This window comes from Streptomyces flavofungini (assembly GCF_030388665.1).
GTDB lineage: Bacteria > Actinomycetota > Actinomycetes > Streptomycetales > Streptomycetaceae > Streptomyces > Streptomyces flavofungini_A.
Genome location: NZ_CP128846.1, coordinates 3,843,103 through 3,865,674, shown reverse-complemented (window position 1 = coordinate 3,865,674; position 22,572 = coordinate 3,843,103). Strand labels below are relative to the sequence as shown.

Sequence of the window (22,572 nt, the reverse complement as noted above, 5' to 3'; positions counted from 1 at the left end):
GTGGGGGACGCGAGCTTTCTGAAGGTGTGTGAGGCATGACGTCGATCAGTTACTACGAAGCCGTCAATGACGCGTTGGAACGACTCGAGGACCTCGGGTACGAGCGCGGCGTCGGCGTCGACCTCGCCAACCACGGGCCCATGGGCGCGGAGGCCGTCGCGGTGCTGGGCCACGGCGACGAGGTGGCCCGCTGGATCGGGCGCTATCGCCGCGCCCTGGACCACCATGAGCCTCCAGCCGCGCGCTTCGCTCTGGATCCCGCCGACGAGGCGTCGTGGCGGCCGGCGTTGGGCGATTTCGGCCGTGCGGGGGACTGGGAACGGCTGTTCGCGCGCGAACTCGCCACCGCGCCCTGGCGCGACGTCCTCGCCCGCTGGTGGCCGCGGCTGCTCCCCGGCCTCTTCGCCGGTCTGACCCACGGCCTCATCCGGACGGCGCACGCGGTGCGCGGCCTCTCCGCCGCCGGGGAGAAGCCGACGCGCCTCCAGCTCGACGAGCTGGCCAGGGGCCTGGCGTACTGGGCCGCCCGCCACCGGGTGCTGCCGGGCAGCCCCGCCCTGCGCGGCCCCCACACTGTCCCGGCGGCGGTCGCCGCGCTGCCCCGGGTGCCGCTCGACGGCCCGCGCGGACCGTCCGTGGCCCTCGGCCGCATCGAATCCCTCGACCGACTCCCCGGGTACACGGAGTCGTTGGAGTGGTTGGCGCCCCACCCGGCGTCCCGCCTGCTCAGCGATATGACGCTGCAGTTCGCCGACGTGTATCTGGGCCACCCCGAGGTCTTCCCGGTGCCCCTCGTCCACGGCCTCACCGCGCCCGCCGCCGCCCGCCTCGTACTGCCGCACCTGCCAAGGGAGTTGTACGAGCCGACGCTCGCGCGCCTGTGGCAGGTGCAGTCGACCTTCCTCCTGGCCTTCACCACCGACCGGCGGGACGAGGAGTCGGCGGCCTGGCGGGCCGAGGCGGACGACCTGCCCCCGCTCGCCGAGCTCGGCGCCCGGGCCGTCGAGCACGGCGACGAGCACGTCATCAAGTTCACGGAGGCGTGCCTGCGGGAGTACGCCCTGCGGCCGGACCCCCGCTATCCGGCGGCGGCGCACGCGGCACAGCGCCGCATACCGCGCCTCGACGCGGGCGGGGGCGTGGCGGGAGTGTCGGCTGGGGTTGCGGACTGATCGGAGGTGCGCCGAAGGGGGGAGGCGGCGGGCCGGGCGGGAGGTGAGTCGAGGAGGGGAGAGAGGAGGAGAGAGGAGGGGAGAGGAGGGGAGAGGGGAGGAGAGGGGAGGGGAGGGCATGGACTGGCCGCCCGCGTGCGGGAGTTCGGGACCGGCGTGAAGGGGTGCGCGCGGCCGTGGGGAGATTCCGCGTGAATCTGGTGATGCGGGGACGGTCCGGGAGCCCGTCCGGGCGGGGGCGATCCGGGGCCGCCTCGTTCCGGTGAACCGGGAGCGGGTCGGCGGGACCAGCGCACAGGTGTGTCCCGGGCGCGCGTCACCGGGCGTATCCGGGCCCACACCCCGGTGTCTGCCGGGAGTGCGCCCGGCGCACCTGAACCGTCACAGCTCCTGCCACACGGCTTACCGACCGGCGTCAGATCCGTATTCTTCGGATCATGGCCGTTCCCCTCGCATATGCCCTCATCGCCACTGACCTCGACGGAACCCTGCTGCGCTGTGACGACACGGTTTCCGACCGGTCGCGCAGGGCGCTGGCCGCCGCGAGCGAGGGCGGCGCACGGCACCTCGTCGTCACCGGACGCCCCGCGCCCCGCGTGCGCCCGCTCCTGGAGGAGCTCGGCTGCGACGGGCTCGCGGTGTGCGGGCAGGGCGCCCAGTTGTACGACGCCGGGAGCGGCCGCATGGTGTGGTCGGTGACGCTGGACCGGGAGCTGGCCGAGGCCGCGCTCGGGAAGATCGAAGCCGAGGTCGGGCAGGTCTTCGCGGCGGTCGACCAGGACGGCGTCGACGGCCTGACGCTGATCGAGCCGGGGTACGAGATGCCGCATCCGACGCTGCCGGCTGTGCGGGTGCCCCGGCGGGAGGTGCTGTGGGAGGAGTCGATCAGCAAGGTGCTGCTGCGGCACCCCGCGCTCGCGGACGACGAGTTGGCTGCGGTGGCCAGGGACGCCGTGGGGTCGCTCGCGACCGTGACGATGTCGGGGCCCGGCACCGTGGAGCTCCAGCCGTGCGGAGTCACCAAGGCGACGGGGCTCGCCCTCGCGGCGGAGCGGCTGGGGTTGAGCGCCGCCGACACGATCGCGTTCGGGGACATGCCGAACGACATCCCCATGTTCGTGTGGGCCGCGCACGGGGTGGCCATGGCCAACGCCCACCATGAACTGAAGGCGGTGGCAGACGAGTTGACCGCGTCCAACGAGGAGGACGGGATCGCGGTGGTGCTGGAGCGGTTGCTGGGGTGAGGGGGAGGGCGAGTGGCCCCCGGACCACCGCTGGCCGCTGGGCCCCGGCCCACCTGGCCTCTTGGCCTCGGCCCGCCTGTCCCATCTGGCCCGCCTGGCACGCGTGGCCCCTCGCCCCCGCCCCGCCCCCGGCCCGCCTGACCTCTTGGCCCCAGGCCCACCCAGTGCCTTGGCCCCAGGCCCCCAGTCGCCTCGGTTCCCGACCCACCAGGTGCCTGGTCTCCAGCCCCAGCCCCAGCACCAGCCCCAACCGCAACGACAACCCCAACCGCAACGACAACCCCAACCCGTCAGCCTCTCGGGGCCGGGGCCGGGGCCGGGGCCGGGGCCGGGGCCGGGGCCGGGGCCGGGGCCCTGGTCCTGGACCATGGCCGGAAACGTACACACGCCGGATCTCTGGCCGGATGACGTCACCGGCCGCCGGTGGGGTCCGGAGTCGGGTGGGCGGGGTGCGGCGGAGGCGGTGCGGAGGGTCGGAGGGGCTCGGCTCGCGGGGCGGCGGTGTGCCGGGAGGGGGAGAGGGGCGGAGCGGGTGGCGGGCGGGGGCCGATGGGGGAGGTATTACTCCCTCCATGCGGGGCACATCGTCCTCTGTGGAGTATTTCGGTCATTCCATGTCTATCGGGCACGCTGGTCTCCTCTGCTCGGGCAGGCGCTCGCTGTGATCGAAAGGCGACCGGATACGCTGACTTGAGTGATGGCAGCGACACATCGACAAACCGTGTCATCGACGAATGATCGACCGAGTGATCGACTTGTGATCGTCAGCAGACAGGAGAACCCCTCGTGACCGTCGTCGGGCCCTTCGGGCTGAGCGTGCGGGACCAGGCTCTCGAAGCCGATGTCCAGGCCGGGTTGGCGGCTGTCGAGGAAGGCCTGCTCGAGGCCACCAAGAGCGAGGTCCCCTTCATCACGGAGGCCGCGCAGCACCTCGTGCGCGCGGGCGGCAAACGTTTTCGGCCACTCCTGGTGATGCTCACGGCGCAGTTCGGCGATCCCTACGCCCCCGGTGTGGTGCCGTCCGCCGTGGTCGTGGAGCTGACGCACCTCGCGACGCTGTACCACGACGACGTGATGGACGAGGCCGATGTGCGCCGGGGCGTGGCCAGCGCCAACCAGCGCTGGGGCAACTCCGTCGCGGTCCTCACCGGTGACTTCCTGTTCGCGCGCGCGTCCCACACGCTGGCCGACCTCGGCCCCGAGGCCGTCCGGGTCCAGGCCGAGGCGTTCGAGCGGCTCGTCACCGGGCAGATCCTGGAGACGGCGGGCCCGTCCGACGGGCGTGACCCCGTCGACCACTACCTCGAAGTGCTCGCGGGCAAGACCGGTTCGCTGGTCGCGGTCGCCTGCCGGTTCGGGGCGATGATGTCGGGGGCCGACGAGACGGTCGTGGACGTGCTCACGCAGTACGGGGAGCGGCTCGGGGTCGCCTTCCAGCTCGCCGACGACGTCCTCGACATCGCGTCCGAGTCCACCGAGTCCGGGAAGACGCCCGGCACCGACCTGCGGGAGGGCATTCCCACCCTGCCGGTGCTGCGGCTGCGGGAGCGGGTCGAACGGCTCGGGCTCGCGGAGGACGTCGCGCTGTGCGAGCTGCTCGACTCCGACCTCACGGATGACGCACGGCACGCCGAGGCGCTGGCCCGGCTGCGGGTGCATCCGGCTCTTGAGCTGGCTCGGCGGGACACGGTGCGGTACGCCGAGGAGGCTCGGGCCGCGCTGGCCCCGCTGCCCGAGTGCGACGCCAAGGCGTCACTGGTCGAGCTCTGTGACCTGGTGGTCCACCGGGCGGGATGACGGCTCGGGGCTTCACACCGCTCGCTCGCCCGATGCGTGACGCCAGTGCGTGACGCCAGTGTGTGACGTAGGCGTGCCGCGCCGGTGTGTGACGTACGTCACTTGATGATTCTCGGCCTGGATTGAGTCCAGGCTAGGACCCGTTCCGTACTCATGCCCAGAAGCTGACGCAGGGGGCGTCGGCTGAGGAACGGGGAGATTTCATCTCATGGGCGCTATCAGCACTTCTACGGAGAACAGCACTTCGGCGAGGAACCGCACTTCCGCGAAGAACCGTCGTCGCACCCTGATCGTCACCGGCGTCGCGGTCGCCGCGGCCGCCGGGGTGGCCGCCGCCGTCCTGCCCGCGACGGCGGACAGCGGGCGCGAGTCACAGGGCTCCCAGGGCGCCGCGCACGGCGGCGCACACGGTGGGGACGCCGTCGAGGTGCGGAGCAGCACCGCGGCCCGCGGCGGCTCCCTCTTCGTGGCCAGCATGAACGGGGCCAACGAGGTGCCCGTGCAGGGCGGCCCCGCCGTCGGGGACAAGGACGGCGCGGCCCTGCAGTTCGTGAAGGTCAAGGGCGACAAGGTCAGCGTCACCGTCAAGTGGCGCGGCACCGCCAAGCCGACCGCGCTCCACATCCACCAGGGCGTCAAGGGCACCAACGGCGGCATCAAGGTCGACTTCACCAAGCTGCTGGCGAAGGCCGAGCACCAGCGCGTGACCGGTACGGTCAAGGTCACGGACGCCGCCCTGCTCAAGCGGCTCAAGGCGAATCCGAACGGCTTCTACGCCAACCTGCACACCGCCGAGTTCCCCGGCGGAGCCGTCCGCGGCCAGCTCCACAAGGTCACCGCGAACGTCTCCCTCGACGCGGCGGCCCGCAGCTTCCAGGCGTCCGTGGTCAAGGGCAAGCAGATCTACCAGTGCAAGAAGGCCGAGGACGGCTCGGGCGGCTTCACCTTCCAGCAGCGCGACGTCCGCGCGACCCTCGGCGGCCGCATCGCCCACGACTTCGTCGCGCCGAACTCCGGCACCCCGCGCTGGGTCGCCCCCGACCGCAGCGGCTTCACCGGCAAGCTCATCTCCAAGACGCCCAACGGCGCGAAGAACATCGCCGAACTCGACCTGAAGGCCAAGCAGGTCGGCAAGAAGCGCGGGCTGCTCGCCGGTACGACCGAGATCCTGCGCCTGAACACGGTGGGCGGCGTCCAGCCGTCCGGCAGCTGCGCCAAGGGCAAGGTCGTGGCGGTGCCGTACGGCGCCGACTACGTCTTCGTACAGCGCTGAGAGCTGCGGATACGGCCTCGGAGTGAGATCGGGGCCGGTGTCCGGACCAGTGTCGGGACCAAGTGACGTGCGTGTGCGGAACTCCCCCGTGACGTACCGACCGTCACCCTCCCGGGCGGCGCCTCCCCTTACGGGACGGGGGAGGTGCCGCCCCTTTTTGTCATCCCAGAGCAGTACGCGGAGTTGCTCCCGGGGTCTGACGCTTCCGCGTGGCCGATTTGGTCGGATGGAGACAGACGAAGACCGGTACCGACAACCACATCCTGACCAATTCGGGTGAGAATGGCGGCGCGGGGTGGACGAGTGCACGCGAGGAACGAATCGCCGCCGCCGACGACGGAGGTAAGGCACACAATGGCACCGTACGAACCGGAGCAGGACACCACCGAGGCAGACGAGCTCAGCGCGGGCCGCCGCAAGGCCGTGCGCTATGTCGTCCCGCTCGCGGTGGCGGGGGTGGCCGCGGCGACCATCGGGCTCGTCCCGGCGCTCGCCACCTCGGGTGACCCGGACCTGCCGGACATCACCGCGCAGGAACTCATCGAGAAGATCGCCGCGTCGGACACCGAGCAGCTCTCCGGCACGGTGAAGATCAGCACCGACCTGGGCCTGCCGTCGTTCGGCTCCGGCATGACCGGCGGTTTCGCGCCGGGCGGCGGGGACGGTGAGGGCGGCAAGGACGGCAAGAGCGCGGCCGACCCGAGCGCCAAGCTGATGGAGCTGGCCTCCGGCACGCACACCCTGCGGATCGCGGTCGACGGCCCCGACAAGCAGAAGCTGTCGGTGCTCGACGACGCCGCCGAGTACAGCCTGATCCACAACGGCGACGACGTCTGGGCGTACGACAGCGCGTCGAACGAGGCGTACCACTCCAAGGACGGCGGCGCCCACGCCGACAAGAACGGCAAGGGCGACCGGAAGGACCTGCCGAAGGAACTTCCCGCCACGCCCAAGGAGTTCGCCGAGCAGGCCCTGAAGGCGGCCGAGAAGTCCTCGACGTCCGTGAAGGTCGACGGCAGCGCGCAGGTCGCGGGCCGGGACGCCTATCGCCTGGTGCTGAAGCCGAAGGACTCCGGTTCGACGGTCGGCCAGATCACCATCGCGGTGGACGAGAAGACGGGCACGCCGCTGAAGTTCACGCTGTCCCCGGCCGGCGGCGGCTCGGCGGTGGTCGACGCGGGCTTCACGAAGGTCGACTTCGGCAAGCCGTCCGCGGCCACCTTCGACTTCGAGCCGCCGAAGGGCACGAAGGTCACCGAGAAGGGCGACGCGGCCGACAAGCCCGGCCACCGCGGCGAGGACTTCAAGGGCGAGGGGCCCGAGGGCCTGAACGTCATCGGCGAGGGCTGGACGTCCATCGCCGAGCTGAGGATTCCTGGCGGCCAGGGCCTGCCGACGTCGGGCGCCGGTTCCGACGAGGTTCCGCAGGAGGCGGCGAAGTTCCTGGACTCCCTCGGCGACAAGGTGAGCGGCGACTTCGGCTCGGGCACGGTCTTCAAGACCCGCCTGGTCAACGCGCTCGTCACCGACGACGGCACGGTGTACGCCGGTGCCGTCACGAAGGACGCGCTGGTCAAGGCGGCCAACGCGGCCCAGTAGGGGCTCAACGCGCCACGCGGGCGGCGGTGGGTGCGTACCGGACCGGTACGCACCCACCGCCGCCCCATCGTTCAACGGGAGGAAGCCGGTGCCGAGCACCAAGGGCGGGACCAGGGCCAGCGTGATCGAGACGGCCGGGCTGACCAAGCGGTACGGCAAGCACCTCGCCGTGGACGGCCTCGACCTCAGCGTCCCCGGCGGCAGCGTCTTCGGCTTCCTCGGCCCCAACGGCTCCGGCAAGACCACGACGATCCGCATGCTGATGGGTCTGATCGAGCCGACTTCCGGCCGCGCCAAGGTCCTCGGCCGCCCCATGCCGTTCGAGGCCCGCAGGGTCCTTCCGCACGTGGGCGCGCTCATCGAGGGCCCCGCCCTTTACGGCTTCCTGTCCGGCCGCGACAACCTCCTGCGGTACGACTCCGCCGACCCGACCGCCGACCCCCGCACCCGCAGGGCGCGCGCCGGAGCGGCCCTGGAGCGGGTCGGCCTGACCGCCGCCGCGGGCAAGAAGGCCAAGGCGTACTCGCTCGGCATGAAGCAGCGCCTCGGCCTGGCCGCCGCCCTGCTGCAACCGCGCGAGCTGCTCGTCCTCGACGAGCCGACGAACGGGCTCGACCCGCAGGGCATGCGGGAGATCCGCTCGCTGGTGCGGGAGCTGGCGTCCGACGGCACCACCGTCTTCCTCTCCTCGCACCTCCTGGACGAGATCGAGCAGGTCTGTACGCACGCGGCGGTGATGGCCCAGGGGCGTCTGATCACCCAGGGCCCGGTCGCCGAACTCGCGGCGGGCGCGCGCGGACGGCTCACGGTGACGACCCCGGACACCGGCGACGCGGCCCGCGTCCTGAAGGAGCTCGGCGTGGCCGACCTGGTCGTCACCGAGGACCGCGTCACCGGCGAGCCGCCGGGCACGGATCTCGCCGACGTGAACGCCGCACTGGTCGAGGCGGGCGTCCGCGTCCGCGGCTTCGGCGTCGAACGGGCCTCCTTGGAGGACGCGTTCGTCGCGCTGACGGGGGAGGGATTCGATGTCGCGGGCTGACGTGACAGCCGGGGCGGACGGGGCGGACGGGGCGCACAAGGCGCGCCCCACCGCAGCGCACCCCACCAAGGCGCGCTCCGCCGAGGCGCGCCCCGCCGACCCGCACCCCGCGGGGCGAGCCGCGGCCCCCCGCCCCGTACGCCTCGCCTGGACGCTCGGCCTGTTCCGCAGCGAGCTGTCCCTCACCTTCCGCCGCTGGCGCACCCTCGCGCTGCTCGCGGTGCTCGCCGCCGTACCGGTGCTCGTGGGCATCGCCGTGAAGATCGAGACGAGTGACGGCGGCACCGTGGGCGGCGGCGGACCCGACGGGGGCGGCGGACCCGCGTTCATCGCTCAGGTCACCAACAACGGCCTGTTCCTGGTGTTCACGGCGCTCGCGGCGACCCTGCCGTTCTTCCTGCCGATGGCGATCGGCGTCGTCGCGGGCGACTCCATCGCGGGCGAGGCGAGCGCGGGGACGCTGCGCTACCTCCTGGTGGCGCCCGCGGGCCGCACCCGCCTGCTGCTCGCCAAGTACGCCACCGCGCTGACGTTCTGCCTCGTCGCGACGCTGGTGGTGGCGGCGTCCGCGCTGGCGGTGGGGGCGTTGCTGTTCCCGCTCGGGGAGGTCACGACGATCTCCGGGACCCGGATCAGCTTCTCGGACGGGCTGCTGCGCGCCCTGCTGATCGCGCTGGTCGTGGCCGCCTCACTGATCGGGGTCTCGGCGCTCGGCCTGTTCGTGTCGACGATGACGAGCAGCGGCATCGCGGCCATGGCGACGACCGTGGGCCTGCTCATCACCGTCCAGATCGTCGACCAGATCCCGCAGCTGCACGCGATCCACCCGTATCTGTTCTCGCACTACTGGCTGTCCTTCGCCGACCTGATGCGCGACCCCGTGTACTGGGACGACCTGGTGAAGAACCTCGGCCTCCAGGCGCTGTACGCCGGGGTGTTCGGGTCGGCGGCGTGGGCCCGGTTCGGGGCGAAGGACATCGCCTCCTAGCGGCCGACCCGCCGTCCAGGGCCTACTCGCTGTAGTCCGAGGAGGCGAACGGGAACTGCGCCAGCGGGATGTCCTCCTGGGCGAAGAACGTCTTGGCGCGCGCCAGGGCCTCGGTGTCGTTCAGGACGTGTCCGGGCCGGGTGCCGTTGCCGAGCAGGACGCCGCCGAAGCGCATCGGGAAGAACGCGGCGGTGTTGCGCAGCGTGCCGACGAGCGGGTCCGCGGCGGCCTCGTTGCGGTCGGCGAGCGCGGTCACGCCCCACAGGGTGCGGCCCGCCATGGTGTTCTTGAAGTCCAGCTCGGGGACCTCCAGCCAGGCGTCCCAGTAGTCCAGGTAGCGCTTGGTGGTGGCCGAGAGCGAGTACCAGTAGAGCGGCGACGCGATGACGATGTCCGTGGCGGCGAGGGTCGCGTCCAGGAGCAGCGCCTCCGTGTCGCCCTGCGGGCGGGGCCGGGCGCGCGGCACGGAGTCGTCGTGCCGCAGGTCCTTGAAGTCCGGGAGCGGGTGGTCGGCGAGGTCGATCCAGCGCTGCTCGACGTCCGCGGGCAGCTGCTCGGCGGCCTTGCGCGCCAGCAGGGCGGTGTTGCCGTCGGGGCGCGCGCTGCCGTGGACGAAGAGGAACGTGCGGGTGGCCATGGGTCTCCCTGGGATGACGTGCGCTCTGCTTGCGCACAGCGAATGCCTGCGCGTGCACTATATGCACGCGCAAGCATTCCCGTCCAGGGTGCTCTGTGCGGGCGCTACGCGTGGGGCGCTACGTGCAGGGCGCCAGGTGCGGGGCGCTGCGTCGAGGCGTCCGGGGCGCTGCGCCCGAGGCCCTGCGTCCGGGGCCTAGGAGGAGAGCCCCCACACCGCGTACGCGACCGCGTCGCTGTTGCGGTCGATCGCCGTGTTGTTGATGTTCGACGTGGTGTCGCACGACGCGTGGTAGCAGCGGTCGAACGCCCGGCCCGCCGTGCCGCCCCACTTCTGGGCCTGGGCCGAGGACTTGGCGGTGCTGGCGCCGGAGAAGATGCCGCCGACCGGGACGCCCGCGTTCTTGAACGGCGCGTGGTCGGAGCGGCCGTCGCCCTCGCGGTCCGGCTCGGTGCTGACGTTCAGGCCCGAGTAGTACGCCTTGAAGGTGCGCTCGATGGTGGGGTCGTCGTCGTACACGAAGTAGCCCGGGTTCGGCGAGCCGATCATGTCGAAGTTCAGATAGCTCTTGATCTTCGTGCGCTCGGACGCGGGCAGGCCGCGGACGTAGTTCGAGGAGCCGATCAGGCCCAGCTCCTCGGCGCCCCACCAGGCGAACCGCAGGTGCTTGGTGGGCTTGTACTGCTCACGGGACACCGCGAGGGCGGTCTCCAGGACGGCGGCCGAGCCGGACGCGTTGTCGTTGATGCCCGCGCCCCGGCTGACGCTGTCGAGGTGCGAACCGGCCATGACGACCTGGTTGGCGTCGCCGCCGGGCCAGTCGGCGATCAGGTTGTAGCCGACGCGGCCGCCGGCGGTGAACTGCTGCACGGTGGTGGTGAATCCGGCGGCGTCCAGCTTGCCCTTGATGTAGTCGATCGAGGCCTTGTAGCCGGCGCTGCCGTGGGACCGGTTGCCGCCGTTGGCGGAGGCGATCGACTGGAACTGCGAGAGGTGGGCCTTGACGTTGGCCACGGGGATGTCCGGGGCGGCCGCGCGCGGGGGCGCGGACGTGCCGGTGGATCCGGTGGCGGCGGTGGATATCGCGCTGGTCGTCAGAAGTGCGGCGGCGGCTATGACGGCCGCGGCCGCGCTGCGTCCGGTGACGGAGAGTCTCATGTGGGGGGCTCCGGCTTTCCGTGAGTTGAATTCCGAATGAGCCTGGAGTGCCCGATGGTGGAGCGGTGTTGAGTTCACGTCAAGAGCGGGATCCGGACGGAGTGTTCCGCATAGCGGTTCGCGGGATCGCCGCGCCAGGCCCTCAACTTCCGCTCGTACGCCAGGAACTCACCGGTCAGGCGGTACGAGAACGCGCCAGCCGCGGGCGTAGGTGTCCGGCACCGCCACCGGTACCCAGTCCCTGGCCCAGGTCGGCGCCGAATGCCGGCGCAGGACCAGCACGTCGGGCCGCCGCCGGTCCCCGGGCCGCCGCTCGTGCGCGCGCGGGGCGGGTTCGCAGCCGGCCACGTACGCCAGCGGAATCACCGACGTGTTGCCGCCGAGCAGACAGGGCGGCCGCACCCCCCGCTCGTGCACGACCGCGGCCACCCGCACCCAGTCCTCCCGCGCCTCGGACTGGATCCGGGAGTGGGAGCTGACGAGGGAGCCCTGCATGGCCAGATGCCCGGCGAGCAGCCCCGCGAGCACGCCCCCGGCCAGTGCGGGCCGCCGCGCCGCCCGGGCCCACCGCACCGCCGCGAGCACCCCGAGCCCCGCGGGCACCGCGAGCAGCGCGTGCGTGGGCAGCAGGAACCGGGGCGCGGTGTACGGCACCACGAGGACGTAGGGCAGCGCGGCGCACACCCCCACGACCAGGGCGAGCCACCCTGCCGTGGCCGTCTGCCGAAACCGCCGCGCCGACCACAGGCCGAGGGGCACGAACACGGCGAGCAGCACCCACCAGGTCAGGGAGGGCACCCGCACTCCGTCGCCCTCGCACGGACGGCACAGCAGCGGCCCGTCGATCGCCGTGAACTGGTGCAGGAGCGAGTCCGTGAACCGCAGCCCGCCCTGCACTTCGCTCGCGTCGCTGAGCCGTTCGCTTACGCCACCGAAGCGAACGTACGCCTCGATCACCCACGGCAGCAGACCCGCCCCGAGGCCGCCGAGCACGGCGAGGGCGCGGCCGCGCGAGCGCCACAGCGGCACCAGGAGGGCGGCGGCGAGGAGCGGGGCGGCCACGGAGACGCCGTCGTTGGGCCGCATCAGGGTGGCGAGGAAGACGCCGGCGGCGATGCCCGCGTAGGTGCGCGGGCCGGGGCGGCGGCGCAGGAAGAGGCCGACGGCGGCCGCCGTGCCCATGGCCGTGTAGTGGTTCGGCATCGCGGCGTCGGCGTAGAACACGGCCGACCACAGGCTGCCGTACAGCGCGGCCGCGACCCCCGCCACGTACGGCAGCCGTGGCACGGACCGCAGCCACGGCCGGAAGCCCAGGTACAGGGCGGCGGTCGCGAGCGCCGTCAGCCACATCCGGAGCAGCACGACCGAGTCGCTCCAGGAGGCGACGGGCGCCAGCAGCACGGGCACGCCCCGGGTGCGGGGCGCGCTGAAGGGCACGCCGGGCGCCTGGTCGGGGGCGTAGGGGCCGAAGCGGCTCGCGTAGACCAGCTCGTCCCAGCCGAGCCGCAGGTCGAGGGGGACCAGGGTCAGCGAGGCGAGCGCGAAGAGGGCGCACACGGCGACGAGGAGCCGATGGGCCAACTGTTCGCGGTCGCGACGGACGGGGCGGTCGCGCTGCGGTTTCCACTGCTCGACGACGGACACGGGACCACGGTAGGAAACGGGGGCGCGGTGGCGGCAGTACGCGTGCCGCCGGGCGTGGCGCGGGGCGGTGCCCGCGCGGCGCGAAGTCGCCGGTGCGGCGGGCGCGGGCGGGCGTGGCGCGGCTCACGGCGTGGGCTGTTCGGGCGAAGGGCTCTCGCGCCGCCAGGATGAGCCCATGCACATAGGTATCGCGCTGCCGCAGTACGGCACCCACGCCCGCGCCGAGGTCATCGCCCCCTTCGCGCGGGACGCGGAGGCCGCCGGGTTCGACTCGCTCTGGGTCGGCGACCGCTCGCTGGCCCCGGTCGAGCCCAGCGACCTCTACCCCGGGCACACCCCGGAGCATCCCTATCCGGCCGAATACAAGACCTTCCTCGACCCGCTCGTCGTGCTCACCGTCGCCGCCACCGCGACCACCCGGGTCCGGCTCGGCACGAGCACCCTCAACGCCCCCTGGTACCCGCCCCTGCTCCTCGCCCGCTCGCTCACCTCCCTGGACCAGGTCAGCGGCGGACGTCTGGACGCCGGGCTCGGCATCGGCTGGCTGCGGGACGAGTACACGGCCGTGAACGCCGACTTCGGCAGGCGCGGCGCCCGTCTGGAGGAGATCCTCGACGTCCTGGAGGGGATCTGGGCGCAGGAGGTCTTCGGCCACAAGGGCGAGCACTGGGAGATCCCGCGCTCCTACGTCGGGCTCCGCCCCGCGCAGCCCTCGGGACCGCCGCTCTACCTGGGCGGGTTCAGCCCGGCCGCGATGGCCCGCGTCGGCCGCAGGGCCGCCGGGTGGGTCGGCGTCTCGCTGCCCGCCGAGGCGCAGGCGGGGCTGTGGGGGATCGCGCGGCGCGCCGCCGAGGACGCGGGCCGGGACCCGGACGCGCTGCGCCGCCAGATCCGGCACAACCCGAAGCCGGGTGCGACGGACGAGGAGATCGCCGCCGTGCTGCGCGGGGTGCGGGACACCGGGGCGGAGAGCTGCTTCGTGGACCTCCAGCAGTGCGTGCGGGAGCCTGCGGAGGCGCTGGAGCTGGGGAGTGCGGTGCTGGAGCGGGTGCGGCGGGCTTAGGGGCCCGTACGCGTACGGGTCCACGTCCTTGTGTGGCGTGGACCCGTACCGGCAGCCCGGTTCCGTGGCGTGGACCCGTACCGGCAGCCCGGTTCCGTGGCGTGGACCTGTACCGGCCCGGTTCCGTGGCGTGGATCCGTACCGGCCCTGCGCGCGGGCCGGTACGAGGGAGGCTCAGGCCGCCGCGGGGCGCCGCATCGCCCACAGGGTCGGGCCGCCGCCCGGCAGTGCGACCTCGCCGAGCACCGTGAAGCCGAAGTGCTCGTAGACCGGCAGGTTGTCCGGCTTGGACGACTCCAGGTAGACCGGCAGGCCGTCCGCGTCGGCCTTGGCGAGGCCCGAGCGGAGCAGGGCGGAGCCGTGGCCCTGGCCCTGGGCCGCCGGGTCGGCGCCGACGACGGCCAGGTACCAGTGCGGCTCCTTGGGGCCGTGCTCGGCGGCGAGTTCGACGGCCTCGCGGAACAGCGGCGCGCGGTCGCCCAGTATCTCCGTCAGCTCCTGGACGGTCTCCGCGTCCGGAACGGCCTTGTCCTGCGCGCCCGGCGGCACCCAGAACGAGGCGGCCGACTCGGTGCGCTCGCAGACGCCGTGGCGGCCGTACTGCCGGGTGAAGATGGTGGCGAAGTAACGCCCGAGGCCCGCCTCGCGGGTGGCCTCGTCGGGGAAGAACCAGCGCATCATCGGGTCGTCGTCGAACGCGCGCGTCAGGGTGCGGCTGATCGCCGCGGCGTCGTCGAGCGTCGCGGGCCGCGGGGAGTTGGCCGCACTCGACGCATTCGTTGTATTGGTCATCGACATGCGGCTCATTGTGCACTCGGTGATCTTGGGTGCTCGGGCCAGGGGTATCCCGTCGCGGCCGCGGGGCATGGGCGGCCGCGGGCGCGGTACGGGTGCCGGTGAACGACCCGTTGCGCAGGTGGGGCCGGGGCGGGTTCAGGGGCCGAAGCGGCGGCGGTACGCCGAGGGGCTCAGGCCCGTCTCGCGGCGCAGCCGGGCCCGCAGGTTGGCGGCCGTGCCGAGGCCGCTGCGGTGCGCGACCACGTCGAGCCGCTCCTCGCCGCGCTCGATGAGGCGGCACGCGAACGCGGTGCGCTCGCCGTTCAGCCAGGCCAGCGGGGTGGTGCCGAGTTGGGCGCGGAAGCGCCGGTGCAGCGTCGCCGGGCTGACGGCGGCGCGCGCGGCGAGGTCGGCGACCGTGAGGGGTTCGCCGAGCCGCTCCTGGGCCCAGGCGAGCAGCGGCGCGAGCGACTCGTCGGGCACGTCGGGGACGGGGCGCTCCACGAACTGCCGCTGGCCGCCGTCGCGGTGGGCGGCGAAGACCAGGCGCCGCGACACGGAGTTGGCGACCTCCGCGCCGAAGTCGCGGCGCACGACGTGCAGTCCGAGGTCGAGCGCGGCGGCGCTGCCCGCGGCGGTGAGGATGTCGCCGTCGTCGACGAAGAGCACGTCCGGTTCGAGGTGGACGGCGGGGAAGCGGCGCCGGAAGTCGTCCGCCCACTGCCAGTGCGCGGTGGCCCGGCGCCCGTCGAGGACCCCGGCCTCGGCCAGCGTGAAGGCGCCGCTGCAGAAGCCGAGGAGACGGGCGCCGCGCGCGTGCGCCCTGCGGACGGCGGCGAGGACGGCGGGGCGGCGGGGGACCTCGGTGTCGGGGCGGTTCGGCACGATCAGGGTGTCGGCGGTGTCGGCGGCGTCGAGGGAGGCGACCCCGGTGAGGGTGAAGAAGCCGTCCCGCATCAGGGTGCGCGGCTCGGGCGAGCAGAGCGTGAACTCGTACAGCTCCCGGCCGAGTTCGGGCCTGCGCAGGCCGAAGATCTCGGAGGCGCAGCCGAGCTCGAAGGGGTTGGAGTTCTCGTCGACGATGACGACGACGCGGTGGAGGCGGGTGCCGGAGGGGGCGTCGGTGCGTGCGTCGGTGCGTGCGTCGGAGCGGTGCGGGGCGCCCGGTGCGGAGGCCTGAGAGTTTTCTTGCGCCATATGCGATTTCTAGCACTCGTGGCGGGTCCGGCCAAGGTCGACGATGAAGCCATGACCAACGAAACCGCCGCCCGCAGCCGCGAGCCGATCGCCCTGTCCGACGCCCTGGCCTCCTTCGACGCGCTGTGGAGCCCCCGCATCGTCACCCGCGTCAACGACTACGACGTCCGCGTCACCAAGGTCGAAGGCGAGTACCTCTGGCACGTTCACGACGACACCGACGAGTTCTTCCTCGTGGTGGAGGGCGAGCTGGACATCGCCCTGCGTGACGCCGACGGCGAGCGCACCGTCACGCTGCCCCAGGGGTCCGTCTTCACCGTCCCGCGCGGCACGGAGCACAAGCCGATCGCCCGGAGCCGGGCCTCGATCCTGCTGTTCGAGCCCACGGGCACGCTGACGGTGGGGGACCGCCACGAGGAGGTCCCGGATTACGTGGACGCGACGACGGGCCACGCGCTGGCCTGACGCGCGCCACGCCGTCCCGACGCGCGCCACGCCGTCCCGACGCGCGCCACGCCGTCCCGACGCGCGCCACGCCGTCCTGACGCGCGCCACGCCGTCCCGACGCGGCCGAGCTCCCGCCCGGCCTAGGTCAGGCAGAACTCATTGCCCTCCGGGTCGGCCATCACCACCCACTCGCCCCCCTGCTCCTGGACGTGCCGCAGCGCGGTCGCGCCCAGCGCCTCCAGGCGGGCCTGTTCCTTCTCGCGGGTGCCGGGCGCGGCGTGCACGTCCACGTGCAGCCGGTTCTTGCCGGACTTCGCCTCCGGGACGCGCTGGAAGAGCAGCCTCCGCCCGAGGCCCGTGCCGGTCTCCTCGTCCACCGGATCGTCCGGGTGCCGTACGGCGATGAGGTCCCGGAAGCTGCGGCGTCCCCGGAAGTCGACGGTCTCGGCCTCCGTCACGGCGCCGAAACCGAGCAGCCGCTCGATCAGGGCGCTGTTGTCCTCGACCTCGTACCCCAGCGTCTCGCCCCAGAAGGCGGCCTGGGCGTGCGGGTCCTGCGCATCGATCACGAGTTTCCAGTGCAGGGTCATGCCGTCATCGTAACCGCTTATAGTGGTTACGTGGTGGACGAGAAGCGAGAAAGTCGGGAAACCCGAGAATCCCGGGAAAGCCGGGAAGGCGCGGCGGCGGGTGGGCCGGGGCGGTCGCCGGGCGTGATCATGCGACCGCCGGACGGGCAGGTCTACCGCTTCGACCCCGGGGCGCTCTGCCTGGAACTGCTCGCGACCGGCGGCCCCGGCGCGTTCGCCCGCTTCGAGACGCTGCGCGAGCCGTCGGACCTGGCCGCGTGGGCGGCCGCGAGCCGCATCGGCGGGTGCCCCGGACTGACCGTCACGGAAGCGGAGTTGGCGGCGGTCAGGGACCTGCGCGACGCGCTGTTCCTGTTCACGGCCGACCACGCCCACGGCCGCCCCTGGGACCCCCGCCACCTCGCGGCGCTCAACGCCGCCGCGGCCGCGCCCCCGCTCACGGCCCGCATCGAGCCGGACGGCACCCGCGCCTGGGCCCCGGGCGCCACCGGTACCCAGCTCCTCGCGACGGTCGCCCGCGACGCCGTCGACCTCTTCACCGGCCCGTACGCACCGCGCGTACGCGAATGCGCCGCCCACGACTGCTCCCTGCTCTTCGTGGACACCTCACGCCCGGGGCGACGGCGCTGGTGCGCGATGGAGCGCTGCGGGAACAGGGCGAAGGCGCGCACGCACCGGGCGACGCGCGCGGCCGCGCCGGGCGAGCGCTAGGAGGCCGGGTGGCCGCGCCGGACGAGCGCTGGGAAGCGGGGGCGCCGCGCCGAACCGGTAGGCCGCCGCCGGACCCGCAGGCCGCCGTGGCCGATCCGGACGACCCCTAGGGGAGCCCCGCCGCGTCCTCCGCCGCCGCCCGCTCGTCGTACGCCGTCCGCGCCGCCGCGATCTCCCCCTGGTGCTCCTCCGTCCACGTCACGAGCGACTGGATCGTGTGGTGCAACGTGCCGCCGAGGGGCGTGAGTTCGTACTCGACGCGCGGCGGGACCACCGGATGCACCGTGCGGAGCACCAGGCCGTCCCGCTCCAGCTGTCGCAGCGTGACCGTCAGCATGCGCTGGCTGATCCCGTCGATCTCGCGCCGCAGCTCGGTGAAGCGCAGTCGGCGGCGGTCCAGGAGCGCGATGACGAGGAGCGACCACTTGTCGGCGACCCGGTCGAGGATCTGCCGCACCTGGCAGTCCTCGCGGGTGTCCCACTGGAAGGGATCGGCGTCCCCGTAGCCCACGGTGGCGTCCACGGTGCCTTTGGAGTTACTCGGTGACTTCAAAGTGCCTTCTTCCATGCCTGTCGATGCTGCCCCACGATTCCCTTGGTTACAAGAAGGAACCGGCCGTCGGTCGAGTAACCGCCATGCCGAGACCACCCCGAGACCAAGGAGTCCTCATGGGCGCCCGCGCCTGGGCACTGCTGCTCGTGCTCTGCGGAACGATCTTCCTGGAGGGCATCGACATCGCGATGGTCGCGATCGCGATCCCCTCGATCCGGTCCGACCTGGACCTCTCCACCGGCACGGCGGCCTGGGTCGTCAGCGCCTACGTGCTCGGGTACGCGGGCTTCACGCTGCTCGGCGGCAGGGCGGCCGACCTGCTCGGCAGGCGGCGGATGTTCCTCGTCTGGCTCGGGGTCTTCCTGGTCTTCTCGGGGCTCGGCGGCTTCGCGACCGAGGGCTGGATGCTGGTCGTCGCGCGCTTCGTCACCGGCGTGGCCGCGGCCTTCATGACGCCCGCCGCGATGTCGATCATCACCACCTCGTACGGGGAGGGCCCCGACCGCACCAAGGCGCTGCTCGTCTTCGCCGGGACCTCGGCGGGCGGCTTCTCGCTCGGCCTCGTCGTCGGCGGGCTGCTCACCGAACTCGGCTGGCAGTGGGTGTTCTTCACGCCGGTGTTCTTCGCGGCCGCGATCCTCGTGGCGGCGCTGCGGCTCATCCCGGCGGAGCCGCCCCGCACCGGCGGCGGCCCCGCGCGCCGGTTCGACCTGCCGGGCGCCGCCGCGGCGGCCGGGGCGATGCTGCTGCTCGCCTACGGCGTCGTGCGGCTCGAACACGGCGTCGCGGGCTGGCCGTTGACGGTCGCCGCGGCGGTCGCGGGGCTGCTGCTCGTCGGGGTCTTCGTACGGATCGAGCGGCGCACGGCGGACCCGCTGGTGCGGCTCGGGATCTTCCGTACGGGGTCCGTGGTGCGGGCCGGGCTCGGCGCGCTGCTCTACCTCGGGGCCTTCATGGGCTTCCAGTTCGTCCTGACGCTCTACCTCCAGGACCTGCGCGGCTGGTCGTCCTGGCAGACCGCCGTCGCGATGATCGTCCTCGGCTGCGACGTGGTCCTCTCGCCGACGCTGACCCCGCGCCTGGTCCGGCGGTTCGGCAACGCGCGCGTGATCCTCGGCGGCTTCCTGATGGCCACCGTGGGCTACGGCCTCTTCCTGCCGGTCGGCGCGGACTGGCCGTATCTCGCGATGTTCCCCACGCTGCTGCTCGCGGGCACCGGTTTCGCGCTCACCCTCGGTCCGCAGATGATCGCGGCGACGGACGGGGTCGCCGAGCGGGAGCAGGGGCTCGCGAGCGGACTCCTGCAGACCTCCACGCAGTTCGGCGCGGCGATCGGCATCTCGGCCGTGACGGCCGTCCACGGCCTGGTCTCCGCAGGCGCGCACACGGGCGGGCACGGCGGCGGGGGAGCGGACGCCGGGGCGGACCTGGCGGCGTTCCGCTGGGCGCTGGTGGTGCCGGTGGTGATGGCGGCGCTGGGGACGGTCGTGGCGCTGGCCGGGGTGCGGACGACCCGGGGCGGCGGGCGGGCTGCCGCACCCGGGAGCGGGGCAAGCGCCGGGCGGGGCGAGGGCGGAGGCGACGCCCGCGCGGTCGCGGGCAGCACTCGGCGCACCGCCTTGAGCGGCGGCGCTCGGCGCACCGCCTTGAGCGGCGGCGCTCGGCGCACCGTCCTGAGCGGCAGCGCTCAGCCCGCCGCCCGGAGCGCCCCGGAGTCCGCGCGACGCGCCGTCAGGGAAGCGCGGTAGCCGCTCGGCGTGATCCCGCGGATCCGCTTGAAGGCGTCGCTGAAGCCGAACCCGTCGGCGTACCCCACCCGTGCGGCCACCGCCGCGACCGTCGCGCCCGGCTCCGTGAGGAGGTCGGCGGCGAGCGCCATGCGCCACTCGGTGAGGTACGCCATCGGGGGCCGCCCCACCAGGTCGGCGAAGTTCCTGGCGAACGCCGCGCGGGACACCCCGGCGCACCCGGCGAGCGACGCCACCGTCCAGGCCCGGCCGGGATCGTCGTGCAGGGCGCGCAGGGCCGGGCCCACCACGTCGTCGCCGAGCGCCCGGTACCAGGCGGGCGGGCTCGCCTCGGGCAGGTCGAACCACTCCCGCAGGGTGCAGGCGAGCAGCCAGTCGAGCATCCGGTCCATCACGTACTGGCGGCCCGGCCGGTCGGCGGCCACCTCCTCGGCGATCAGCTCGATGATCGTCAGGCACTCCTCGCCGCCCGGCACGACGAGCAGCGGCGGCAGCGCCGAGAGCAGCCGCCGCCCGCCGGCCCCCGCCCACTGGTAGGCGCCGGTGACCACTTCGGTCTCGGCTGTGCTCTCGGCGGCGGCGACGCGGTACGGCGCGGACGTGCTCACGGCGGCGGACCCGGCCGTGAGCGTGCGCGGGCCGCCCGCGCCGCCGTCCGGCGCTCCGGCTCCCGTGGTCACCCTGGCCGCGCCCCGCAACACCATCACCAGCGTCAGCGCGGCCGACTCCGGCGGCTCCGACTCCCACGGCCCGCTCAGGACCGTACGACTGAACCGTGCGCCGTCGGCGCGGATGCCACGCAGCAGATCCCCCAGAGCGTCCATGCGCTCCACCGTAAACGGAGTCCCGTGGCGGCGGGCCGCGCCGCCGGGCCTGCGGGACGGGCTCCTGCGGGGGTGAGACGGACGCCTATGGGGTCAAGACGCGCGCCCATGTCACCAGGAACGGCAAGGGGGTTGGCTTGCCGCATGACGACATCGACCCACTCCGACCACGCCCCCTCCGACCGCACCGAGCCCCTGCTCCTCGTCCTCGGCGCCACCGGCAAGACCGGCCGCCGCGTGGTGCCCCGGCTGCGCGCCGCGGGCCACACCGTGCGGGCGGCGTCCCGCTCCGGCGAGACCCGCTTCGACTGGCACGACCGGACCACCTGGGCCCCCGTCCTGTCCGGCGTGACCGGGCTCTACCTGATCGCGCCGGAGGACCCGGAGCCCGTCGTCGACTTCGTGGCCCAGGCCGCGGCGGCGGGCGTGCGCCGCTTCGTGGTCCTGTCCGGGCGTGGCGCCGACGTGTCCCAAGAGGCCTTCCTGCCGGGCATGTGGCGGGCCGAGCGGGCCGTCGCGGACGCGGGCGTCGACTGGACGGTGGTCCGGGCCAACAACTTCGCGCAGAACTTCTCCGAGGACTTCTTCCACGCGGCGGTCCTCTCGGGCCGCCTCGCCCTGCCGGTCGGCGAGACGGTGGAGCCGTTCGTCGACGTGGAGGACATCGCGGACGTCGTGGTCGCGCTGCTCACCGAGGACGGCCACAGCGGCCGCGTGTACGAGCTCTCGGGCCCGCGCGCGCTCACCTACGGCGCGGCCGTCGCGGAGATCGCGGAGGCGTCGGGCCGCCCGGTGCGCTTCGAGGCCGTGACGCCGGAGCAGTTCCGGACGGAGCTGACCACGGACGGCGTGCCCGAGGCCGTCGCCCAGGAGCTCACCGACCTCTTCACGTTCGTCACCGAAGGCCATCTCTCGTCGCCGGCGACGGGTGTGCGGGACGTGCTCGGCCGTGAGCCCAAGGACTTCAGCGCGTACGTGAAGTCGGCTGCCGCGGCGGGGGCCTGGAACTAGCGGGAGGCGGCCGGGGCGGTCGGGCCGGGGGCGTCGGCCGGGCCGGCCGGGGTGCTCGCGTCGGCCGTCGGCCCGGTCACGGTGGCCGAGCCCGCCCGGGCGGCCAGCGCGGCCGCCCGCACCGCGTTGCGCCGCGCGGTGCGCAGCCCGTCGAAGGTCAGCAGGACGAGGGCCAGCCACACCAGCGCGAACCCGGCCCAGCGCTCGGCCGGCATCGCCTCGTGGAAGTACAGGATGCCGAGCAGGAACTGGAAGACGGGCGCCAGGTACTGGAGCAGCCCGAGCGTGGACAGCGGCACCCGGATCGCGGCGGCGCCGAAGCAGACCAGCGGCGCGGCCGTCACCACACCCGTGGCGGCGAGCAGCGCGGCGTGCCCGAAGCCCTCGGTGGCGAACGTGGCCTCGCCCCGCGAGCCGAGCCACAGCACGAAGGCGAGCGCGGGCAGGAACTGCACGGCGGTCTCGGCGGCGAGCGACTCCAGACCGCCGAGGTTGACCTTCTTCTTGACCAGGCCGTAGCCGGCGAAGGAGAAGGCGAGCACGAGGGAGATCCACGGCGGGCGGCCGTAGCCGAAACCGAGCACGAGGACGGCGGCGAGTCCGACGCCGACGGCCGTCCACTGCACGGGGCGCAGCCGCTCGCCGAGCAGCAGGACGCCGATCGCGATGGTGACCAGGGGGTTGATGAAGTAGCCGAGGGAGGCCTCGACGACGTGGCCGGAGTTCACGGCCCAGATGTAGACGCCCCAGTTGAGGGTGATGACGGCCGCGGCGATCGTCACCAGGCCCAGCTTGCGCGGCTGGCGCAGCAGTTCACCGGCCCAGGCCCAGCGGCGGACGACGAGCAGCGCGCCACCGACCACGATCAGGGACCAGGCCATCCGGTGCGCCAGGATCTCGCCCGCGCCCGCGGGCTTCAGCAGCGGCCAGAACAGCGGCACCAGGCCCCACATGCCGTAGGCGGCGAAGCCGTTGAGCAAGCCTGTCCGTGCCTCGGCCTTCGCCTGCGCTGGGGTCACGGCTCCTCCTTCGTGCGGGGCAGTCGCTCGCTGCCGAGCACGAAGGTAGCGCCCCCGGGGTGCGGCTGTCATGCCCGT

General features: G+C 73.4%; 21 protein-coding genes. 12 read left to right on the top strand and 9 right to left on the bottom strand.

Annotated features, from left to right (window positions below; genetic code table 11):
- Positions 1–35 precede the first annotated feature (35 nt).
- From QUY26_RS15830 to QUY26_RS15800, 7 genes are all read left to right on the top strand, one after another.
- On the top strand, positions 36–1,172 hold the full coding sequence (locus tag QUY26_RS15830; RefSeq protein WP_289947122.1) for a hypothetical protein: 1,137 nt from the start codon (positions 36–38) through the stop codon (positions 1,170–1,172).
- Positions 1,173–1,609: 437 nt separating this feature from the next.
- Positions 1,610–2,416 carry an HAD family hydrolase gene (locus QUY26_RS15825; protein ID WP_289947120.1) on the top strand — a complete coding sequence of 269 codons (807 nt, stop codon included), beginning with the start codon at positions 1,610–1,612 and terminating at the stop codon, positions 2,414–2,416.
- 786 nt (positions 2,417–3,202) lie between these two features.
- Positions 3,203–4,213, top strand: coding sequence for a polyprenyl synthetase family protein (locus QUY26_RS15820; protein ID WP_289947119.1), 1,011 nt, complete (start codon positions 3,203–3,205; stop codon positions 4,211–4,213).
- A 208-nt stretch (positions 4,214–4,421) separates the two neighbouring features.
- Positions 4,422–5,486, top strand: coding sequence for a CHRD domain-containing protein (locus QUY26_RS15815; protein WP_289947118.1), 1,065 nt, complete (start codon positions 4,422–4,424; stop codon positions 5,484–5,486).
- Positions 5,487–5,840: 354 nt separating this feature from the next.
- Positions 5,841–7,085, top strand: coding sequence for a LolA family protein (locus QUY26_RS15810; protein WP_289947117.1), 1,245 nt, complete (start codon positions 5,841–5,843; stop codon positions 7,083–7,085).
- Between the two features lie 88 nt (positions 7,086–7,173).
- Positions 7,174–8,127, top strand: coding sequence for an ABC transporter ATP-binding protein (locus tag QUY26_RS15805; RefSeq protein WP_289947116.1), 954 nt, complete (start codon positions 7,174–7,176; stop codon positions 8,125–8,127).
- Positions 8,114–9,115 carry an ABC transporter permease gene (locus tag QUY26_RS15800; RefSeq protein ID WP_289947114.1) on the top strand — a complete coding sequence of 334 codons (1,002 nt, stop codon included), beginning with the start codon at positions 8,114–8,116 and terminating at the stop codon, positions 9,113–9,115. Before QUY26_RS15805 ends, QUY26_RS15800 begins: the two co-directional genes overlap by 14 nt.
- 22 nt (positions 9,116–9,137) lie before the next feature.
- On the opposite strand, the gene QUY26_RS15795 is transcribed toward QUY26_RS15800, so the two are convergent.
- From QUY26_RS15795 to QUY26_RS15785, 3 genes are all read right to left on the bottom strand, one after another.
- The gene (locus QUY26_RS15795) at positions 9,138–9,752 is read right to left on the bottom strand and encodes a flavodoxin family protein (RefSeq protein WP_289947112.1); all 615 of its coding nucleotides are present in this window, start codon (positions 9,750–9,752) and stop codon (positions 9,138–9,140) included.
- Between the two features lie 195 nt (positions 9,753–9,947).
- Positions 9,948–10,910 (bottom strand): M28 family metallopeptidase, encoded by a 963-nt coding sequence (locus QUY26_RS15790; protein WP_289947109.1) that lies wholly within the window; start codon positions 10,908–10,910, stop codon positions 9,948–9,950.
- 168 nt (positions 10,911–11,078) lie between these two features.
- Positions 11,079–12,554 carry a hypothetical protein gene (locus tag QUY26_RS15785; protein WP_289947107.1) on the bottom strand — a complete coding sequence of 492 codons (1,476 nt, stop codon included), beginning with the start codon at positions 12,552–12,554 and terminating at the stop codon, positions 11,079–11,081.
- 175 nt (positions 12,555–12,729) lie between these two features.
- Between QUY26_RS15785 and QUY26_RS15780 the strand changes: the two genes are divergently transcribed.
- Entirely contained in the window at positions 12,730–13,617 is an 888-nt protein-coding gene (locus QUY26_RS15780; protein ID WP_289947105.1) for a TIGR03619 family F420-dependent LLM class oxidoreductase, read from the top strand.
- A gap of 174 nt (positions 13,618–13,791) precedes the next feature.
- Here QUY26_RS15780 and QUY26_RS15775 read toward each other — a convergent pair whose 3' ends face one another.
- Both QUY26_RS15775 and QUY26_RS15770 read right to left on the bottom strand, forming a co-directional pair.
- Positions 13,792–14,424, bottom strand: a complete 633-nt coding sequence (locus tag QUY26_RS15775) for a GNAT family N-acetyltransferase (protein ID WP_289947102.1) — start codon at positions 14,422–14,424, stop codon at positions 13,792–13,794.
- Positions 14,425–14,550: 126 nt separating this feature from the next.
- Positions 14,551–15,591: a helix-turn-helix domain-containing protein gene (locus QUY26_RS15770; RefSeq protein ID WP_289947100.1), complete on the bottom strand. Its 1,041-nt coding sequence runs from the start codon at positions 15,589–15,591 to the stop codon at positions 14,551–14,553.
- Positions 15,592–15,642: 51 nt separating this feature from the next.
- On the opposite strand from QUY26_RS15770, the gene QUY26_RS15765 reads away from it, so the two are divergent.
- Complete coding sequence (locus tag QUY26_RS15765) at positions 15,643–16,056, top strand: cupin domain-containing protein (RefSeq protein WP_289947099.1); 414 nt, start codon at positions 15,643–15,645, stop codon at positions 16,054–16,056.
- 122 nt (positions 16,057–16,178) lie between these two features.
- Here QUY26_RS15765 and QUY26_RS15760 read toward each other — a convergent pair whose 3' ends face one another.
- Positions 16,179–16,628 (bottom strand): VOC family protein, encoded by a 450-nt coding sequence (locus QUY26_RS15760; protein WP_289947098.1) that lies wholly within the window; start codon positions 16,626–16,628, stop codon positions 16,179–16,181.
- Positions 16,629–16,757: 129 nt separating this feature from the next.
- On the opposite strand from QUY26_RS15760, the gene QUY26_RS15755 reads away from it, so the two are divergent.
- A complete protein-coding gene (locus tag QUY26_RS15755; RefSeq protein WP_289955741.1) occupies positions 16,758–17,339 on the top strand; it encodes a CGNR zinc finger domain-containing protein in 582 nt (193 codons plus the stop codon).
- A 106-nt stretch (positions 17,340–17,445) separates the two neighbouring features.
- Here the strand turns inward: QUY26_RS15755 and QUY26_RS15750 are convergent, their stop codons facing one another.
- Positions 17,446–17,907, bottom strand: coding sequence for a winged helix-turn-helix transcriptional regulator (locus QUY26_RS15750; protein WP_289947096.1), 462 nt, complete (start codon positions 17,905–17,907; stop codon positions 17,446–17,448).
- Positions 17,908–18,008: 101 nt separating this feature from the next.
- On the opposite strand from QUY26_RS15750, the gene QUY26_RS15745 reads away from it, so the two are divergent.
- Positions 18,009–19,640 (top strand): MFS transporter, encoded by a 1,632-nt coding sequence (locus tag QUY26_RS15745; protein WP_289947094.1) that lies wholly within the window; start codon positions 18,009–18,011, stop codon positions 19,638–19,640.
- Here QUY26_RS15745 and QUY26_RS15740 read toward each other — a convergent pair.
- Positions 19,580–20,464 (bottom strand): AraC family transcriptional regulator, encoded by an 885-nt coding sequence (locus QUY26_RS15740; RefSeq protein WP_289947092.1) that lies wholly within the window; start codon positions 20,462–20,464, stop codon positions 19,580–19,582. The genes QUY26_RS15745 and QUY26_RS15740 overlap by 61 nt on opposite strands.
- Positions 20,465–20,608: 144 nt before the next feature.
- Here QUY26_RS15740 and QUY26_RS15735 point away from each other — a divergent pair, with 144 nt between their 5' ends.
- Positions 20,609–21,475, top strand: a complete 867-nt coding sequence (locus QUY26_RS15735; RefSeq protein ID WP_289947090.1) for an NmrA family NAD(P)-binding protein — start codon at positions 20,609–20,611, stop codon at positions 21,473–21,475.
- Here QUY26_RS15735 and rarD read toward each other — a convergent pair.
- The gene (gene rarD, locus QUY26_RS15730; RefSeq protein ID WP_436840338.1) at positions 21,472–22,566 is read right to left on the bottom strand and encodes an EamA family transporter RarD; all 1,095 of its coding nucleotides are present in this window, start codon (positions 22,564–22,566) and stop codon (positions 21,472–21,474) included. The genes QUY26_RS15735 and rarD overlap by 4 nt on opposite strands.
- Positions 22,567–22,572: the final 6 nt, after the last annotated feature.

What these genes read in the sequence shown, in the direction of transcription:
- QUY26_RS15830 (WP_289947122.1), top strand. Translation starts at nt 36, where the DNA reads ATGACGTCGATCAGTTACTACGAAGCCGTCAATGACGCGTTGGAACGA.
- QUY26_RS15825 (WP_289947120.1), top strand. Translation starts at nt 1,610, where the DNA reads ATGGCCGTTCCCCTCGCATATGCCCTCATCGCCACTGACCTCGACGGA.
- QUY26_RS15815 (WP_289947118.1), top strand. Translation starts at nt 4,422, where the DNA reads ATGGGCGCTATCAGCACTTCTACGGAGAACAGCACTTCGGCGAGGAAC.
- QUY26_RS15810 (WP_289947117.1), top strand. Translation starts at nt 5,841, where the DNA reads ATGGCACCGTACGAACCGGAGCAGGACACCACCGAGGCAGACGAGCTC.
- QUY26_RS15800 (WP_289947114.1), top strand. Translation starts at nt 8,114, where the DNA reads ATGTCGCGGGCTGACGTGACAGCCGGGGCGGACGGGGCGGACGGGGCG.
- QUY26_RS15795 (WP_289947112.1), bottom strand. Translation starts at nt 9,752, where the DNA reads ATGGCCACCCGCACGTTCCTCTTCGTCCACGGCAGCGCGCGCCCCGAC.
- QUY26_RS15790 (WP_289947109.1), bottom strand. Translation starts at nt 10,910, where the DNA reads ATGAGACTCTCCGTCACCGGACGCAGCGCGGCCGCGGCCGTCATAGCC.
- QUY26_RS15780 (WP_289947105.1), top strand. Translation starts at nt 12,730, where the DNA reads ATGCACATAGGTATCGCGCTGCCGCAGTACGGCACCCACGCCCGCGCC.
- QUY26_RS15775 (WP_289947102.1), bottom strand. Translation starts at nt 14,424, where the DNA reads ATGAGCCGCATGTCGATGACCAATACAACGAATGCGTCGAGTGCGGCC.
- QUY26_RS15770 (WP_289947100.1), bottom strand. Translation starts at nt 15,591, where the DNA reads ATGGCGCAAGAAAACTCTCAGGCCTCCGCACCGGGCGCCCCGCACCGC.
- QUY26_RS15765 (WP_289947099.1), top strand. Translation starts at nt 15,643, where the DNA reads ATGACCAACGAAACCGCCGCCCGCAGCCGCGAGCCGATCGCCCTGTCC.
- QUY26_RS15760 (WP_289947098.1), bottom strand. Translation starts at nt 16,628, where the DNA reads ATGACCCTGCACTGGAAACTCGTGATCGATGCGCAGGACCCGCACGCC.
- QUY26_RS15755 (WP_289955741.1), top strand. Translation starts at nt 16,758, where the DNA reads ATGCGACCGCCGGACGGGCAGGTCTACCGCTTCGACCCCGGGGCGCTC.
- QUY26_RS15750 (WP_289947096.1), bottom strand. Translation starts at nt 17,907, where the DNA reads ATGGAAGAAGGCACTTTGAAGTCACCGAGTAACTCCAAAGGCACCGTG.
- QUY26_RS15745 (WP_289947094.1), top strand. Translation starts at nt 18,009, where the DNA reads ATGGGCGCCCGCGCCTGGGCACTGCTGCTCGTGCTCTGCGGAACGATC.
- QUY26_RS15740 (WP_289947092.1), bottom strand. Translation starts at nt 20,464, where the DNA reads ATGGACGCTCTGGGGGATCTGCTGCGTGGCATCCGCGCCGACGGCGCA.
- QUY26_RS15735 (WP_289947090.1), top strand. Translation starts at nt 20,609, where the DNA reads ATGACGACATCGACCCACTCCGACCACGCCCCCTCCGACCGCACCGAG.
- rarD (WP_436840338.1), bottom strand. Translation starts at nt 22,566, where the DNA reads ATGACAGCCGCACCCCGGGGGCGCTACCTTCGTGCTCGGCAGCGAGCG.